The sequence below is a fragment of the Nocardioides candidus genome, from assembly GCF_041321175.1.
Classification (GTDB): Bacteria; Actinomycetota; Actinomycetes; order Propionibacteriales; family Nocardioidaceae; genus Nocardioides.
This window is the reverse complement of record NZ_JBGGWC010000003.1, coordinates 399,725-416,066: the sequence shown is the minus strand read 5'-3', so window position 1 is coordinate 416,066 and position 16,342 is coordinate 399,725. Positions and strand designations below refer to the sequence as shown.

The 16,342-nt window shown below is 70.1% G+C and carries 9 protein-coding genes and 1 pseudogene; 5 read left to right on the top strand and 5 right to left on the bottom strand.

All coding sequences use genetic code 11. The features are described from left to right. Positions 1–1,722 (top strand): sensor histidine kinase, encoded by a 1,722-nt coding sequence (locus ACAX67_RS16235; protein ID WP_370704907.1) that lies wholly within the window; start codon positions 1–3, stop codon positions 1,720–1,722. Between the two features lie 9 nt (positions 1,723–1,731). On the opposite strand, the gene ACAX67_RS16230 is transcribed toward ACAX67_RS16235, so the two are convergent. Next, positions 1,732–2,136, bottom strand: coding sequence for a pyridoxamine 5'-phosphate oxidase family protein (locus ACAX67_RS16230; RefSeq protein ID WP_370704906.1), 405 nt, complete (start codon positions 2,134–2,136; stop codon positions 1,732–1,734). A 275-nt stretch (positions 2,137–2,411) separates the two neighbouring features. Here ACAX67_RS16230 and ACAX67_RS16225 point away from each other — a divergent pair, with 275 nt between their 5' ends. Continuing rightward, on the top strand, positions 2,412–3,008 hold the full coding sequence (locus ACAX67_RS16225) for a hypothetical protein (protein WP_370704905.1): 597 nt from the start codon (positions 2,412–2,414) through the stop codon (positions 3,006–3,008). 108 nt (positions 3,009–3,116) lie between these two features. Here the strand turns inward: ACAX67_RS16225 and ACAX67_RS16220 are convergent, their stop codons facing one another. The 4 genes from ACAX67_RS16220 to ACAX67_RS16205 all read right to left on the bottom strand — a co-directional run bounded on the left by ACAX67_RS16220 (position 3,117) and on the right by ACAX67_RS16205 (position 11,519). After that, positions 3,117–3,953, bottom strand: coding sequence for a UbiA family prenyltransferase (locus tag ACAX67_RS16220; RefSeq protein WP_370704904.1), 837 nt, complete (start codon positions 3,951–3,953; stop codon positions 3,117–3,119). A gap of 16 nt (positions 3,954–3,969) precedes the next feature. Further along, a complete protein-coding gene (locus tag ACAX67_RS16215) occupies positions 3,970–5,037 on the bottom strand; it encodes an NAD-dependent epimerase/dehydratase family protein (RefSeq protein ID WP_370704903.1) in 1,068 nt (355 codons plus the stop codon). Positions 5,038–5,273: 236 nt separating this feature from the next. After that, positions 5,274–10,001: a Calx-beta domain-containing protein gene (locus ACAX67_RS16210; protein WP_370704902.1), complete on the bottom strand. Its 4,728-nt coding sequence runs from the start codon at positions 9,999–10,001 to the stop codon at positions 5,274–5,276. A 132-nt stretch (positions 10,002–10,133) separates the two neighbouring features. Continuing rightward, the gene (locus ACAX67_RS16205) at positions 10,134–11,519 is read right to left on the bottom strand and encodes a hypothetical protein (RefSeq protein WP_370704901.1); all 1,386 of its coding nucleotides are present in this window, start codon (positions 11,517–11,519) and stop codon (positions 10,134–10,136) included. 400 nt (positions 11,520–11,919) lie between these two features. Here ACAX67_RS16205 and ACAX67_RS16200 point away from each other — a divergent pair, with 400 nt between their 5' ends. The 3 genes and pseudogenes from ACAX67_RS16200 to ACAX67_RS16190 all read left to right on the top strand — a co-directional run bounded on the left by ACAX67_RS16200 (position 11,920) and on the right by ACAX67_RS16190 (position 16,323). Beyond that, on the top strand, positions 11,920–12,450 hold the full coding sequence (locus tag ACAX67_RS16200; RefSeq protein WP_370704900.1) for a phytanoyl-CoA dioxygenase family protein: 531 nt from the start codon (positions 11,920–11,922) through the stop codon (positions 12,448–12,450). Positions 12,451–12,817: 367 nt separating this feature from the next. Beyond that, a pseudogene (gene mobF, locus ACAX67_RS16195) lies at positions 12,818–13,833 on the top strand (MobF family relaxase); the annotation flags it as partial. 225 nt (positions 13,834–14,058) lie between these two features. Then, a complete protein-coding gene (locus ACAX67_RS16190; protein ID WP_370705093.1) occupies positions 14,059–16,323 on the top strand; it encodes an AAA family ATPase in 2,265 nt (754 codons plus the stop codon). Positions 16,324–16,342 lie beyond the last annotated feature (19 nt).

The following is a 16,342-nucleotide window of genomic DNA, read 5'->3' as shown; positions in this document are numbered from 1 at the left end:
ATGGCGTCGTCTGCACCGGGCAGCGGCCCCGGCTCCACCGACCCTGCCCTCGAGAAGGCGGACTTCGAGACGCTCGTGCGTGAGGTCGAGGCGCGGATGCAGGGCGCGCTCGACCAGCAGGAGCGGCTCCGGCTCCTCCTCGACGCGGTGGTCTCGATCGCGGCCGACCTCACGCTCGACGGCGTCCTCTCCCGGATCGTCGCGATCGCCAGTCGGCTGGCCGAGGCCCGTTACGCCGCGCTCGGTGTCCTGGGGGATGCATCGGACAAGCGGCTCCGCACGTTCATCTACCACGGGATCACGGAGGAGGAGGCCGTCGAGATCGGGGACCTGCCCCGCGGGCACGGCCTGCTCGGGCTGCTCATCGACCGGCCCGAGCCCATTCGTCTGCACGACATCGCCGAGCACTCGGAGTCCTACGGATTCCCCGCGAACCACCCGCCCATGCACTCCTTCCTCGGGGTGCCGGTGCGGATCCGCGACCAGATCTTCGGCAACCTCTACCTCACGGAGCGGCAGGGTGGCACCGACTTCACGAACGACGACGAGGAGATCGTGGTCGCCCTCGCCGCCGCCGCGGGGGTTGCGATCGAGAACGCGAGGCTCTACGAGGAGGCGCGACGGCGCGAGGCGTGGCTGCGGGCGACGGCCGAGATCACCGCCCTGCTGTCGGGCACCCACACCGCGAACGCCCTCCAAGCCATTGCTGACCACGCCCGCGAGGTGGCCGCGGCAGATGTGGCGTGGATCGTCGCGGGGTCGTCCCCCGAGGCGCTGAGCGTCCGGGCGATCTCGGGCGTCGATGCGGACCCCGACGAGCTGGCGTCCCTCCAGGTGAGCAACGCGGTCGGAGGGCGCGTCGTCGAGTCCGGTGAGCCGATCTCCATCCCCGACGTCGCCCAGGAACCGGTCAGCGTCGCCGGCCTGTCCGCGTGGCCGGTGATCGGCCCCGCGATCGTGGTGCCGCTCGGCGCGACATCGAGCGAGATCCGCGGCGCGCTGGCACTCGGCTGGAGCCCGGAGAACGCCGACCAGCACCGCGCCGTGGGCTTCGAACTGCCCTCGAGCTTCGCTCGTCAGGCGGCCCTGGCCCTCCAGGTGGCGAGGGCTCGCGAGGACCAGCAGCGTCTCGCCGTGCTCGAGGACCGCGACCGGATCGGTCGTGACCTGCACGACCTGGTGATCCAGCGGCTGTTCGCGGTGGGTCTCGGCTTGCAAGGGACCGGCCGCCTTTCCGACCGCCCCGAGGTGGCGAAGCGCCTGGACCAGGCCGTCGACGACATCGACGCCACGATCAAGGACATCCGCCGCACGATCTTCGAGCTCGGGTCCTCGGACTCGTCCGACGACGTACAGGCAGAGGTCAGCCGCCTCGTCGATCGCGCCGCGGCGACCCTCAAGTTCCGGCCGAAGCTGACCTTCGAGGGCCCGATCCGCACCTTGGTCGCTGCCGAGCTCGTCCCCGACCTGCTCGCGGTGCTGGGCGAGGCCCTGTCGAATGCCGCCCGCCACGCCTCTGCCTCTTCGGGCGAGGTCCGTCTCGTCGCTGGTGACGAGATCGCGCTGACGGTCACCGACGACGGGCGGGGCATGCCGGCCGACGCCATCGAGAGTGGCCTCGCCAACATCCGGCGCCGGGCGGAGAAGCGTGGCGGCACCCTGACGATCGAGTCCAGCCGAGGTCGAGGGACGCGCCTGCGCTGGTCGGTGCCGCGCCGCTGAGCCCCCGCGTCAGGAGGGGATCAGCCGCCGACCGCTGATGACGTCGGGAGTGATCCGCAGGACGTAGGTCCGTACGCCGTCGACCCAGGGTCGAGGCTTGTCTGCCGACGTCACGAACGGCGCCTCGCGGGTGGCCCGCCCGCGGACCACGATCGACCATCCCGACTCGGTGTACCCGTCGAGCTCGTCCACCTCGAAGGCCACCCGCCCGTTCGTCGCCGCGCGGGCGATCGCGCCGTAGGCGGACGTCGCGATGAGGACGTCCTCGCCGGACATCATGTAGTTGACCGGGAGCACGTCGGGGCCGGAGTCGTCGGCGAACGCGATCCGACCGACGCACTGCGAGTGCAACAGGCTGAGGGCCTCGTCCCGAGTGAGGTCGCGAAGCTTGCTGCTGAACCAGTGGTCCTTCATCACCGTCTCCTTCTGTCGACCCCGACCGCTTGGCCGAGGACTGGGCTCGCTCCCACCCTCCGGCACCGACGGCGGAAGGGGACCGGCCATTCGTCGCAGGTGGGGGAGTCGAAGGTCCCGATGTCGTGCCTCGGGCGACTCGAACGTCCTTCCGTCGACAGGACCTTCTGCCTGTCGAAGGCCTGTCCCCAGGCCCTGATGCCCGGCCCCGGTGCGGTGCCAACGTGGAGCCAACGCGGAGGGCGCCGGCCCACCGCAACGGAAAAGGAGTCATCATGCGCTCGGCGTTCGACAAGCTCATCTCGTGGACGGGTCTGGCCCTTGCCGCCGTCCTCTTCACGGCCGGCGGTCTGTTGACCTGGGCCAACATCTTCATCGGCGACCAGGTCCACGACCAGCTGGCCATGCAGGACATCACCATGCCCGCGGGCGACGCGCTCGCCGACCTGCCGAAGGCGGACGCCAAGGCGCTCGAGCCCTACGCGGGCAGCACCCTCGACACCGGCGCAGAGGCCAAGGCCTTCGCCGACCACTACATCCTGGTGCACATGAACGCCGCCAGCGACGGCCGCACCTACGAGGAGGTCAGCGGCCAGTACATCGCCCTGTCCGACGCCGACAAGGCCACGCCCGATGGCCAGGCCCTGGGCCAGCTGCGGCAGACGCTGTTCATGGGCGACACCCTGCGCGGCCTGCTCCTCTACGGCTACGCCTTCGCCACGATCGGCACCATCGCCGGGATCGCCGCCTATGTGTCCTTCGGGGCCGGCGTCGTCCTGCTGGTGCTCGTCGCGCTCGGCCTCTGGCACGCCCGTCGGGCCGAGAAGCCTGCCGAGCGCCTCGTCGCCGAACGGGTCGTCCAGATGGCCTGAGCGATGACGACCCGATCTCCCGGTGTTCCGATGGACACCGGGAGATCGGTGCATTTCTGCTGCTCGTCGCTCAGTGCGAGGCAGGTCGCCGACACCTGCCCGTGGCGATCACCGGCTGGCGAGGGCGAGGAGCACCACGTCGAGCAGCGCGATCGCGATCGCGGCCCGGAAGGGGGCTCGACCGCGGCCGCCGAGAGCGAGGGCGGCCAGCAGGAGGACGAGGCCGAGGACACCCCACGCCCAGGCCGCCGGACGACCCGGAGGACCGAGTACCGACGCTGCCGACGCGGCTGTGAGGAACAGTGTCGCGACGAGCCGGGCAGGCCCGGCACCCAGGCGGTGCGGAAGACCCCGCACGCCGGTCGCCACATCGTCGGCCAGGTCGGGCACCGCGTTGAGCAGGTGCGCCGCCACGCCGAGTCCCGCCGCGGCGCCGACCATCCACCAGGGTGCACCCGACGGCGTGGGGCCGGCCTGGAACACGACGACAGGGAGGGCGCCGAACGCGACGGCGTACGGCAGCCACGACAACGCGGTGGCCTTGAACCAGAGGTTGTAGGCGTGGGCCGGCCCCACCCCGAGCGCCAGGTGCAGCAGCCCGCAACGCCAGCCGGCGGCGACCGACAGGGCCACGCAGGCGAGGCCGGCGACCCAGAGCCAGGTCGTCACCAGCCGGGCCGGCAGAGCACCGGTGGCGATCGGCTTGTCGCTGCGCCCGACGGCCCGGTCGCGAGCGACGTCGGCGAGGTCGTTTCCCCAACCGACCGTCAGCTGGCCGGTGAACACGGCTGTCACGAGCAGCGCGGTCGTCAGCGGTGGCACGTCGCGGGTCGCGGCCAGCACTCCGACGACGACGGTGACCGCGAGGCCCGGACCGATGTGCGCCGCGGTCAGCAGTGCCGCGACGCGGTTGGTCGCCGGGTGCGCGACCGACGCTGAGGTCATCAGGCAGGGTACGACGTCAGGGCTGCTGCCGGCTGCTCACCGGGCCCTGTCGGACAGCGGCTCGCAGCTGGGCTGCGACCGAGCGCGGGCGGAGCACCGACGTGCGGTCCGACGCTGCTCCACGCATGCCGGCGAGCGTCTCCTCGAAGACGGTCTGAGCATCGACGGTCGGCACCCAGCCCAGCTCACGGCGCGCCCGCGAGGTGTCGAGCAGCGGGAGCCCGAAGGCCAGGTCGAGCCAACCGGGGTCCACCTGCTGGAGGCGAGCGTGCCACGCCGCCGACATGAGGGGGCGGAGTACTGCTGACGGCACGTGCAGCGGCCGTGCGCCGAGTGCCTTCGCGATCCGATCGGTCGTCAGGGGCGGCTCCGCCGCGAGGTTGAACGCACCCGTGGCGCGCCTCAGCAGGACTTGCTCGACCGCTGCCGCAACGTCGTCGCTGTGCACCATCGGCACCCGGAGGCGGCGGTCCATCGGCAGGACGGGGAGCCAGTCGAGAGCGGCGGCGGGCACGAGCCCGGGCACGCCGTAACGGAGCAGAGCGCTGCCTGCGCTGCGCTGTCCCACGATGCCGGGACGCATCCGGGTCACGACGGGGCTGCGGCCACTCGCCTCGTGCGCGTCGAGCATCCGCTCGGCCGCCGCCTTGGTGCGGCCGTACCAGGAGCTGGCGATGCCCTCCGTGGGCCAGTCCTCGGCGACCGGCTCGTCGTCGACCTTCGCCGAGTAGGCGCCGATCGAGGACATGTGCACCAGGTGCGGCACCTGCTCGGCCGTCGCCGCCTCGATCACACGCCGGGTGCCGTCCAGTGCGAGCCTCTCCAGGTAGTCCTGGTCATGAGACGGCTGGAAGCCCCACGCCAGGTGGATCACGGCGTCGGCACCGGCGAACGCCGCGCGCAACGCCGGCGCGCAGCTCTCACGGGTGAGGTCGACGGCCACCCACGTGACGTCGGGGTCGGTGTAGCCCGCGTCCGGAAGACGGCGGGCCAGTCCGGTGACCTGGTGCTGCCCGGACCCGGTGAGCCGGCGGAGCAGTGCGCTACCGACGTTGCCGGTGGCGCCGGTGACGGATATGCGCACAGCTTCTCCAGGGTCGACGGTCCTGCTGTGTTACCCGGGCGCGCACCTCCCACACCGGCGCGGGAGACGAAACGTCGTCCGGCAGCCCTCGGACGCACGTGGTCGAGGTCAGGACCCGCCGACGGGCGTACCCAAGTGGTCCTGAGACGTCGTCCCGAGCGTGGAGCTCAGGGCGATCTCGGACTTTGGTACGTCCGTCGGCGCGCAAAGGGCGACAGCCCGCCCTGCTGGGCGCGTCAGCCGTCGTCGTTCTCGATGGTCGCCGCGCCGACGTCATCGGAGATCACGGCGCCGACCGGCGAGGAGAGCCGCAGCAGACAGGTCTCGTCGGCCTCCGGCGCCGTGTCGCCGAGGACAGGCACGGAGACGGTCTTGGTGGTCTCGCCGGCCGCGAAGGTCAGTACGGTCGCCGGCACGGCTGTGTAGTCGGATCCGGCGGTCGCAGTGCCGTTCGCGGTCGCGTAGGTGACCGACACGGGCTCGGTCGTGCTGCCGCTGCGGACGACGGTGAAGGTCATGCTCCTCGACCCGGCGTCACCCTCCTGGACCACTACGTCACGGACGGCGAGGTAGGCGGGTGCGTCATCGTCGACGATGGTCGCGACCCCGGTGTCGTCGCTGATGATCGCGCCCGTCGGCGAGGACAGGCGGAGCCAGAAGGTCTCGCTCGGCTCGTCGGTGGTGTCGCCGAACACCGTGACGGAGACCGTCCGCCTCGTCTGGCCCGGGTCGAAGGTGAGCACCGTGGCGGGGATGGCCGTGTAGTCGGTGCCTGCGGTGGCCGTGCCACCGGTGGTGGCGTAGCTGACACTGATGGCCGCCGCACTGCTGCCGGACCGGCTCACCGTGAAGGTCGCCGTGTGGCTTCCCGAGCTGCGCTCTGGGGTCGAGATGTCGCTGATGCTCAGGTACGTCGCCGGGTCGTCGTCGATGATCGTCGCCACGCCGGTGTCGTCGCTGATGGTCGCTCCGACCGGGGAGGTCAGGCGGAGCAGGAACGTCTCGGCCGGTTCGTCGACGGTGTCGCTGACGACCGTGACACCCACCGTCTTGCGGGTCTCTCCGGCGGCGAAGGTGACGGTCGACGGGGGCACGCTGGTGTAGTCGGTGCCCACGGTCGCGGTGCCGTTGGCCGTCGCGTAGGTGACACTCGCCGGGGCCGAGGTGGCGCCCGACCGCGTGATGGTGAACGTGACCAGATGACTGCCGCTGTTGCGCTCGGTGGTGGTGACGTTCGCGACCTTGAGGTACGTGGTCGGATCGTCGTCCGCGAGAGTGGCGAGACCGGTGTCGTCGGCGATGGTCGCTCCCGTCGGGCTGCTCAGCCGGAGGCTGAACGTCTCGGCCGGCTCGTCGAGGGTGTCGGACAAGAGAGGCACGCTGACGGTCGTCGCTCTCTGACCTGGGGCGAAGGTGAGCGATGCCGGCGCGAGCGCGGTGTAGTCGGTGCCGGCCTGCGCCGAGCCGTTGCTGGTCGTCCGGGTGATCGTCGTGGTGCCGCTGGTGTCGCCGGAGCGCGTGATCCGGAAGGTGACCGACCCGTCGCTCTCCTTCGCCGACACGTCGGCCACCGAGACGAAGGTGCTCGGTCCAGGCGACGCGGTGCCATCGTCGTCGACGATCGTGCCGACTCCCGTGTCGTCGCTCAGTGTTGCGCCGACCGGGCTGCTCAGTCGAAGGAGGAGGGTCTCGTTGGCCTCGGTCGCAGTGTCGCCGAGCACCGGCACCGTCACCGACTTGCTCGTCTCGCCCGCAGCGAAGCTCAGCGTCGTCACCGGCAGCGCGGTGTAGTCGCTGCCTGCGGTCGCGGTCGCGTTCGAGGTCGCGTAGTGCAGCGACACCGGTACCGCCGTGTTGCCGCTGCGAGTGATCCGGAACCTCATGTCGGTGGATCCCGCGCTGCCCTCGGTCACCACGGCGTCGGCCACCCCGACGTAGGACGCGGGGTCGTCGTCGGTGATCGTCGCGACGCCGGTGTCGTCGGCGATCGTGCCGCCGACGGCCGTGCTCAATCGCAGCAGGAACGTCTCGTCCGGCTCATCGGTGGAGTCGCTGTCGATCGTGACCGCGATCCTCTTGCTCGCCTCACCGGCCGCGAAGCCGAGCGTGGTGGTGGGGATCCCGACATAGTCACTTCCGGCGGTCGCACCGCCGTTCGAGGTGGAGTAGTTGACGCTCACCGGGGCGGCGGTGCTGCCCGAGCGGGACACGGTGAAGCTCACCGTGTGGGTGCCGGTGTTGCCCTCCGGGGTCGAGACGTCACCGACGGTGAAGGAGACCGCGGGATCGTCGTCCACGATCGTCGCCACCCCCGTGTCGTCGCGCACGAGGGCGCCGGCGGGCTGGCTCAGGTGCAGCAGGAAGTACTCGTCGGGCTCGTCTGCCGTGTCGGGCACGATCGGCACGCTGACGGTCTTGCTGGTCTCACCTGCCGCGAAGTCGAGCTCGGTCGACGGGAGCGCCGTGAAGTCGCCGGGCGCGTTCGCAGATCCGTTGCTGGTCGAGTACCTCACCGAGACCGGCTGGGAGGTCCGTCCGCTGCGGGTGATCCGGAACGTCGCGACCGGGCTCCCGCTGCTCCTCTCGGTGACGGAGGAGTCGCCGACCGCGAGGTAGGTCGCGGCGTCGTCATCGGTGATGGTGACCACTCCGGTGTCGTCGCTGACCGTCGCACCGGTAGGACTGGTCAGGCGCACGTTGAAGGTCTCGTCGGGCTCGCCCAGGGTGTCCTCGAGGATCGGCACCGCGACGGTCACGCGCGCCTGGCCCGCGGCGAAGCTGGCCGTCGTGGAGGAGAGTGCGGTGTAGTCGGCTCCGGCGGTCGCGGTCCCGTTGGTCGTGGTCACGCTCACTGACGCGGCGGTCGAGGTCGCTCCGGTCCGGGTGAGCGTGACGGATGCCTGGGTGGCGGACTCGCGCACGCTGACGTCGCCGACAGAGATGTAGCTCGGCCGCGGCTTGACGACCAGGGTGTACCAGGTCGCGTGGGTGGCGCCGGCGCCGGTCGCGGTGAGCTTGATCGGGTAGCTGCCCGGCAGGGTGTTCGTCGCGGTGTGCAGGGTGAGCGTTGTGCTGTCCCCGGTCGAGACGGTGGTGCTGCTGAAATCGGCGGTGACCCCGGTCGGCATCCCGCTCGCCGACATCGTGACCGGCTGGGCGGCGCCGTGGGTGATCGCGGTGTCGATGGACGTGTCCCGGTCGAAGCCCGCGGTGACCGCAGCGGTCCAGGTGCGCGCCGCGAGGTCGAAGTCGTCGGCGGCGAGCCCGCAGCCGGGTACCGCGAAGGATCCGATCCTGGTGCGCCAGTTCTTCCGGCCGTCGGTCGCGTGGTACTCGTTGACGTACCAGAACGTGCACTCGTCGGCCGGGTCCACGCGCATCGCGGTGTAGTCGCCCCAACGGTTGCGCGGCGAGGTCTCCTGCGTCTGCGCCCCGGTGCCGTCCACGAGGCTCGTCTCGGTCGCGGTCATCAGGCCCGGTGGGTCGTCGGCCTGCCGCCCGGTGTAGTACGCCGAGGGATGGCTCGTCGGGCTGGAGATCGAGTAGCCCAGTCCGATCCCGCCGGACTGGTCCATCGCGACGCTTCCCATCCACCGGTAGTTCCCGTCGGGCGCGTAGGTGCCCTGCTGGTAGACCTGCGGGTCTCCCTGGGCGTTGAGCCGCAGCTCGTACCAGCGCGGCCCGACCGACGAGCCGCTCACGATGCTGTGCGTGACCACCCAGGACTGGTGGCCGCCGAAGTTGCGGTAGGCCAGGCGGTACATCAGCCGGTCGCCGATGCCGTCGACCGACGGCGCTCCATCTTGGGGGATGCAGTTCGCGCCCGAGCAGGTGCCGGCGTACGGCGCCACCGCGACCTGTGTCGGTCCGGTGAAGGTGGTCGCACCGGGATCGGCCCAGTCGACGTGGAAGCGCCAGGCGTTCAGCGACGTGCTGGAGGCCGTCAGTCCGAGCACGAGGTCGGGGGCTCCCGCGGGAGGTGGGGTGCCGTCCACGTCGGAGGGCATGAGGCCGCCGGTGCTCGTCGTGAAGCACTGTTGGGTGGCCTGGTTGCCGGCCAGCATGCTCGCGCGGTCCAGTGCACACACCTGGCCGCCCTGGAAGCCGCCGTCGGCCGAGTCGAACATGTTGTAGCTGATGTAGTAGGCGTCCGGCCACACCCCCACCTTCGGGTAGTCGGGGAAGCCGGCGTACTCGAACGCGTACCTGTGGTAGGCGCCGGTGGGGTCGGCGGTGGCCGAGACCGCGACGCACTCGTCGTACGGCCCGGTCGACGAGCCGACGTTGGCGAACTGGCTGATGATCCAACGGTCGGCGGCGGCGTCGTACTGCACGATCGGGTCGCCGTCGTTGTCGACCTCGCACGCGCCACCGAAGCCGGCGAACACCGTGTTGACCTGAACGGGCCCGTACGTCGGCGTCCCGTTCTTGGCGAACACCGCAAGATCGGTGTTGACGACCTCGACGATGTCGTGGGGCCCCACCGCGATGTTCGGGTCGGGCGGGAACACCGGCGGGGTGTAGGTGCCCTGGGGTCCGGTGAACCCGTCGCCCACCCCTTCGAAGTTCGCGCCCGCCACAGGTGCGATGGCCGCGCTCGTGGCCGGTCGACCCTGGCGGACCTGATCATGGCGGGCCGCGTGTCCGTGGGCGAGCACGTAGTCGTCGACCCGGTCGTGCGACTCGGGGTGTCCGTCACGGTCCGGGCCGTCGCCCTCCTCGCCCTCGTCACTCTCACCGTTGCTCCGGGTGCGGGGGGTGCGCAGCGAGGTCAGCGCACTGGACTCGTCGTGGGCCACGGCGGCAGTGGTGAGTGGGTGCCGGTGGCGGGGGGCGGCGGGTGTCGTGGCGGCGGATCGGGTGGTGGGCTCAGGCGAGCGGGTCGCCGACGGCACGGCGAGCGAGAGCGCGACGCCGAGGATGAGCAGCGCCGCGAGGCGGCGCCGGACCGTCCCAGAGGACATGACTTCGGTATATCAACGCGTCGCGGCCGACCGTGCGGCTTTCAGGAGATTCTTGGGGACGGCGGGCTGCTGCTGGCGCTCGGCGGGCCCACGGAGCCGAACGGGAGAGGGATTCGCCGCGCCGGGCGCACGCTACGGCTCGATCGTGGCTTTCCACAGCTCGACACCGGCCCCAGGGCTGGAGTCGCGATAGTAGAGCGTCCCGTTGAAGGAACCCAAGCCCGAGGGCACCCCGTCTCCCGCGGGACCCGCCACACCGACCGGGACGGTGCCGGCGGCGGTGCCGTCGGAGCGGACCAGCTGGTCGTAGGGCCTGCTCTCGCTGGTGTTGAAGGAGGTGAGGGCATGGAAGAAGAGATGGTCGCCCACGACGGTGAGCTCGGTGGGCGAGCTGCCGCCGCCGTTGTAGATGTCCTTGACGAGCACCGTGCCGGCGAAGGTGCCGTCGGAGCGGTAGAGCTCGGTGTTGCCGTCGATCGTCGCCTGGAAGTAGAGCTCGTCGTGGAAGGCGGTCAGCTCGCTCGGAGCCGAGCTGCGCTGCAGGTTGATGTTGCGGACGCGGCGGGTCCCTGTCGTCGTGCCGTCGGAGCTGTAGAGCTCGCGATCTCCGCCGACGTCGGCTGAGAAGAAGACGCGGTCGCCGACCGCGGTGAGCTCGTCCGGGTTGCTCGGACTGCCGGGGAACGTATCGAGGTCACGCAGCATCCGGGTGCCGGCGGCGGTGCCATCGGTCACCCACGGCTCGCGGTTGTAGCTGCCCCTGCTACCGGTGAAGAAGAGCAGGTTGCCGACCACCGTGAGCGCTTCGGGAGCCATCGGGACCGCAGAGACGGGGACGGTGCCGGTCCGGGTCCCGTCGCTGCGCCACAGTCGGACGCCGTACTGGTCGACCGCCCTGAAGTACAGCCCGCCTCCCCAGGACGTGAGGAAGCTCGGGTTGCTGGAGCCGGCGGCATGGGTGGCTCCTTGGCTGAGGATGTTCGCGACGCGGCGGGTGCCCGCGGCGGTGCCGTCGGAGACGTAGAGCTCACGGTCGTCGGCGGGCTGCAGGCCGCTGATCGGGTCGGGCTGCTGGCCCACCTGGGCCGCGAAGAACAACCTGCCGTTGACCTCGGTCAGCTCCGCGGGCCAGCTGGCCGCGTTGGGGTTGGAGTCGGGGTTCGGCACCCGGTTGATGTTGCGGACCCGGACCGTCCCAGGTCCAGTGCCGTCGGACTTCCAGAGCTCGCGGTCGCCGGTGCCGTCGTCGGCGGTGAAGAAGAGCGTCGAACCGACCGCGGTGAGCTCCTCCGGGTTGCTGCTCATGGTCCCGGGGTCGATGTTCTTGACCATCTTCGTCACCCCGTCGGAGGTGGTCTTCCACAGCTCCCTCCCGTACGACGGGTGGTCGGCGGTGAAGAAGAGCGTCGAGCCCACGACCGTCAGTCGTTCGGGGCTGGAGGAGGCGGCTCCCGGGGCGATCTCGCGCGCCACACCCGTCTGGACGTCGCCCGGGGCCCCGAGGGCCACAGGGGCCACCGCAGCAAGAACGAGCGCAGCCACAGCCGCAGCGATCAACAGGGACGGACGCTTCAGACGAGCCGGCACGGCTGTCTCCCAACTCCTTGGCGAGCCCCGAGCGCCACGGGAGTTGCGGCATGGCTCTGGCCCACCCTCGCGGAGATCTGGATCCGCGTCTGCAGAAGTCGGGAATTCGAAGCCTCGAGCTCGGCGCGCTCAGAGGCTCTCGGGCTCAAACGCTCACTGCGTTGGCTGGGCCCGTGCGCGGCGGTGGCCCGGACACCGAGGCAGCGCTGCCCCATGGCTGCGACAGAGTGCACACCGTTGCGCGAATCGGGGTGCGCAGTGTCGTAGTCCGCCCAGGCGTCCGGCGTGATCGTGATCACGTTCATCCACCGGAACCTGAAGGACGTGCGTCATGGGAACACTCACCACCCTCGAACCCGGGGCATCGCTCGAGGAGGCGGTCGCGGTCGTCGACCGCGACGGAGGGGTCATCGTCAGGGACTTCTTCGACGAGGCCACGCTCGCGGAGCTCCGCGGCGAGATCGATCTCGCCATGGCAGCGACGCCCTGGGGGCAGGACGACTTCTCCGGACACCGCACGAAGCGTCTGTACGGGATCTTCCAGCACACGAAGCACGCGGCGACCGCGGTGCGGCATCCGCTGTACGCCGGCATCGCCAGCCACTTCCTCGAGATCCCGCAGAGCGGGTACTTCGGCGAGGACCGCCTCGAGCTGACCCCCACCTACAGCGTCGGCGTCAGCTCCATCATCGACATCCACCCGGGGGAGGGGGCGCAGCCGCTTCACCGGGACGACGGCGTCTGGCAGTGGCGGCATCCTGAGGGCTACCGCCAGGCGCGCGTCCAGATCATGGTGGCGGTCACCGACTTCACCGCCGACAACGGCGGCACGATGTCCTTGTCCTCTCACCATTCGGCGTGAGGCGCGACGACGGCCCGCGGGCGGTGCGTACATCGTCTGACCTCATCGTAAGCCCGAATCCTGATTTCGGACCCGGCGTCTTTACCCCGGGCCTCGTCAGGGGTCAGGCGCTCGGCATTGCCCAAGCCCAGCCTGCCACCGTCGTCACCCGCTCGTCTCTCTCCTCGCTCCGCTGCCCTCCGCTGCCTCACTCGTTTCCACCGGCCCATCGCCACTCGCTGCACTCCGTCCGGCGCCCCTCCCGCTACTCCTGCCTCTCTACCGCCTCCTCGCCTTCACACGTGTGCAGATCGAGGGGGTCTGTGGAGAGAAGCGCGCACCTGGGGTCTGTGGAACGGAAGCGGCCGTGACGGTCTCGATACGCAGGATGTCCGCGGGCAGCGGCTATCAGTACCTGCTGCGCAGCGTCGCGGCGGGCGACGGCAATCGCCCGCTGTCGACGCCGCTCACGCGCTACTACTCCGAGGTCGGCACGCCCGCGGGGAGGTGGATGGGGGCGGGCCTCAGCGCCTTCGGCGGAGGACAGCTGATGGCCGGGATGACGGTGACCGAGGACCAGCTCGCCCTCCTCATCGGCATGGGCCGCGACCCGATCACAGGCGAGCAGCTCGGGCGAGCGTTCCCGACCTACAAGCGCCTGGCCGACCGGATCAGTGAGCGTTTCGCCGCGCTCGACCCCGAGATGACCCAGGACGACTGTGCCGCCGAAAGATCACGGATCGAAGCCGAGGAAACGGCTCTCGGCATGCGCCATGCAGTCGCGGGTTTCGACCTCACCTTCAGCGTTCCCAAGTCCGTGTCGGTCCTGTGGGGTGTCGCTGATGCCGCCACTCAGGAGCGAGTCGTCGCGGCTCATCGTGCTGCGGTCGCGGAGTGCTCGCGTTCTTCGAGCGCGAGGTCGCCGCCACCCGCGCGGGCATCTCGGACAGCGACGGTGCGGTCGCGCAGGTCGGCGTCGTCGGTGTTGCGGCGGTGGCGTACGACCACTTCGACTCCCGCGCTGGTGACCCGCAGCTCCACACCCATGTCGTCGTCTCCAACAAGGTCCTCACCCAGATGGATGGACGTTGGCGCAGCCTCGACGGACGACCCGTCTTTTCGTCCAGGACCGGGCTGTCCGAGCACTACAACGCACTACTCGCGGACCGGCTGTCTCGGGACATCGGCGTCGAGTGGGAGATGCGGCAGCGCGGAGCTGAGAAGAACCCGCGGTGGGAGGTCGTCGGAGTAGGCGACGATCTGATCACCGAGTTCTCGAGCCGAGCCCGAGAGATCGACTTGACGACCGACGAGCTGATCGCCGAGCACGTCGCACGACACGGCCGTCAGCCCTCTGACAAGGCCGTTGTCGAACTGCGCGCCCAGGCGACCCTCGCGACGCGTCCACCGAAGCAGGTCCGCTCACTCGCCGATCTGACAGCGGAATGGCGCCGGCGTACGTCGGAGAAGGTGGGCACTGACGCCACTACGTGGGCTTCGATATTGCTGGGCGCCAGTGGACTCCCGTTGAGGGTCGACGACGTCCCGCTCCGGGCGCTCCACGCTCTCGCTGCCGATGTTGTCGCCGCCGTCAGCTTGAAGAAGTCCGTGTGGAACCACTGGAACCTGATGGCCGAGGCGTCGAGGCAGACGATGGATCTGCGCTTCGCGACGACTGCTGACCGCGAGGCGGTAGTCGCCATGATCGTTGACGAGGCGCAGGGCCAGTCGGTGGCGCTGACCCCGCCGGAGATCACGATCAGCCCGGCTCGATTCCAGCGCGAGGACGGGACCAGCGTGTTCCGGCCGAAGCACTCGGTGAAGTACTCGTCGACGGCGATCATCGAGGCCGAGGAGCGGCTCTTGAGGCGCTCCGAGACCCGGGGCGCGCCGGATGTGCGCTCGACCGTCACCAGCCGCGTTCTTGCCCACTCGAAGGGGCAACTGAGCTCGCAACAGCGGACGGCGCTGGAGAGCATTACGACCTCCGGCCGGAGGCTCGATCTCCTTGTCGGTCCGGCCGGCGCCGGCAAGACGACCGCCATGCGGGCGCTTCGTTCGATGTGGATCACCGAGCATGGCCGGGGGAGTGTGATCGGTCTGGCCCCGTCGGCCGCTGCCGCTCAGGCGCTGGCGGACGATCTCGGGATCGCCTGCGACAACACGGCGAAGTGGCTGACCGAGTTCGACCTGGGCCGGACATCCCTCAGTGTTGGTCAGCTCGTGATCGTCGACGAGGCCACGCTGGCCAGCACCGCGACGCTCGACCGGATCACGGGCATCGCCGAGGCGGCCGACGCCAAGGTGCTGCTCGTCGGTGACCAGTACCAACTCCAGTCGGTCGAGGCGGGTGGCGCCTTCTCGCTTCTCGTGGACCGGCGTACTGATGCCCCCGAACTCACAGAGATCCACCGGTTCATCAACCCGTGGGAGAAGCACGCGTCCTTGGCTCTGCGCCGCGGCGAGGTCGAGATCATCTCCACCTACGCCCGCCAGAAGCGCATCCGTGAAGGCCTGACCGACGAGATGCTCGACGAGGCGTACGAGGCATGGCGAGCCGACGTGCTGGACGGCAAGGCGAGCATCCTCGTAAGTGAGTCGGCCCGCGCCGTACGCGCACTCAACGAGCGCGCCCGCGCCGACCGACTGCTCCTGGAAGGTGCTGTAGACGGACGCGAGCTCGAACTCGGTGACGGCTGCCGCGCATCCATCGGCGACGTTGTGATCACCCGGCGGAACGACAGGACCTTGCGTACGTCCGCTGGTGGATGGGTGAAGAACGGCGACCGGTGGTTGATCGCCGACATCCGGCGCGACGGCTCAGCCGTCGTCAACCGGGTCGGCCCGCGGCGACGTGGGAAGGCGGTGCTTCCACGCGAGTACGTGGGGGAGAACCTTGACCTCGGGTACGCCGTCACCGCGCACCGAGCCCAGGGCGTCACCGTCGACACGGCACACGTCGTCGTCACCCCGACAACGACGCGGGAGAACCTCTACGTCTCGATGAGCCGCGGTCGAGAGTCCAACAGCGCGTACGTCGCCCTGGATCAGCCCGACGACAGCCACACCACGCCCGAGCCCGACGACGTCACGGCTCGAACGGTCCTGTTTGGAGTCCTCCAGCACAGTGGCGCGAGCCTCGGCGCGCTCCAGACGATGGAAGCCGAATACGCGTTGTACGGCGGCATCGACCGCCTCGCCGCCGAGTTGGAGACGATCGCGGCCGACGCCCAGCACGACCGCTTCGTCGAGTTGTTGGGCCGGTCAGGTCTCTCCGCCGAACAGCACACCGCGGTGGTCACCTCTCCGGCCTTCGGGCCGCTGACTGCGGCGCTTCGACGGGCCGAGGCGTATCAGCACGACCTAGAAGGGCTCGTCCCTCGTGTGGTGAGCCAGCACGGCCTCGGCGACGCCGACGACATCGCCGCCGTACTGCGCTACCGGGTCGACAAGACTGCTGCTGGAGTGCCTCGCGGCTGCCCGCTTCGCCCCCGACTGATCGCCGGCCTCATTCCGGAGCCGCTGGGGGAGATGGCCGCTGACGACCGCCAAGCGATCGATCAGCGGAAGGCTGTGATCGAGGCCCGCGCACGCGCGCTCGTCGAGATCGCTGTCGGTGAAGACGCTCCGTGGATTCGACGCCTGGGAGAGCGTCCGGTGGATCCGGCTCAGCGCGAGCGCTGGTTGCTTGCGGCCGCATCCGTTGCTGCATACCGCGATCGCTACAAGATCGTCAGCGGTCTGCCCCTCGTTGGCAGCACCGCCAACAACGCCCAGCATGCCGACCGTCAACGAGCGCAGGTCGCTCTGCGGGAAGCAGTCGCGCTGTCGACTGTCAGCGGCAGTGAAGCCCGCGCCGTTGGGGTCGACGTCCGGGCCATCTCGGGTCCATAGCCCGACGAGCGCACTCGTT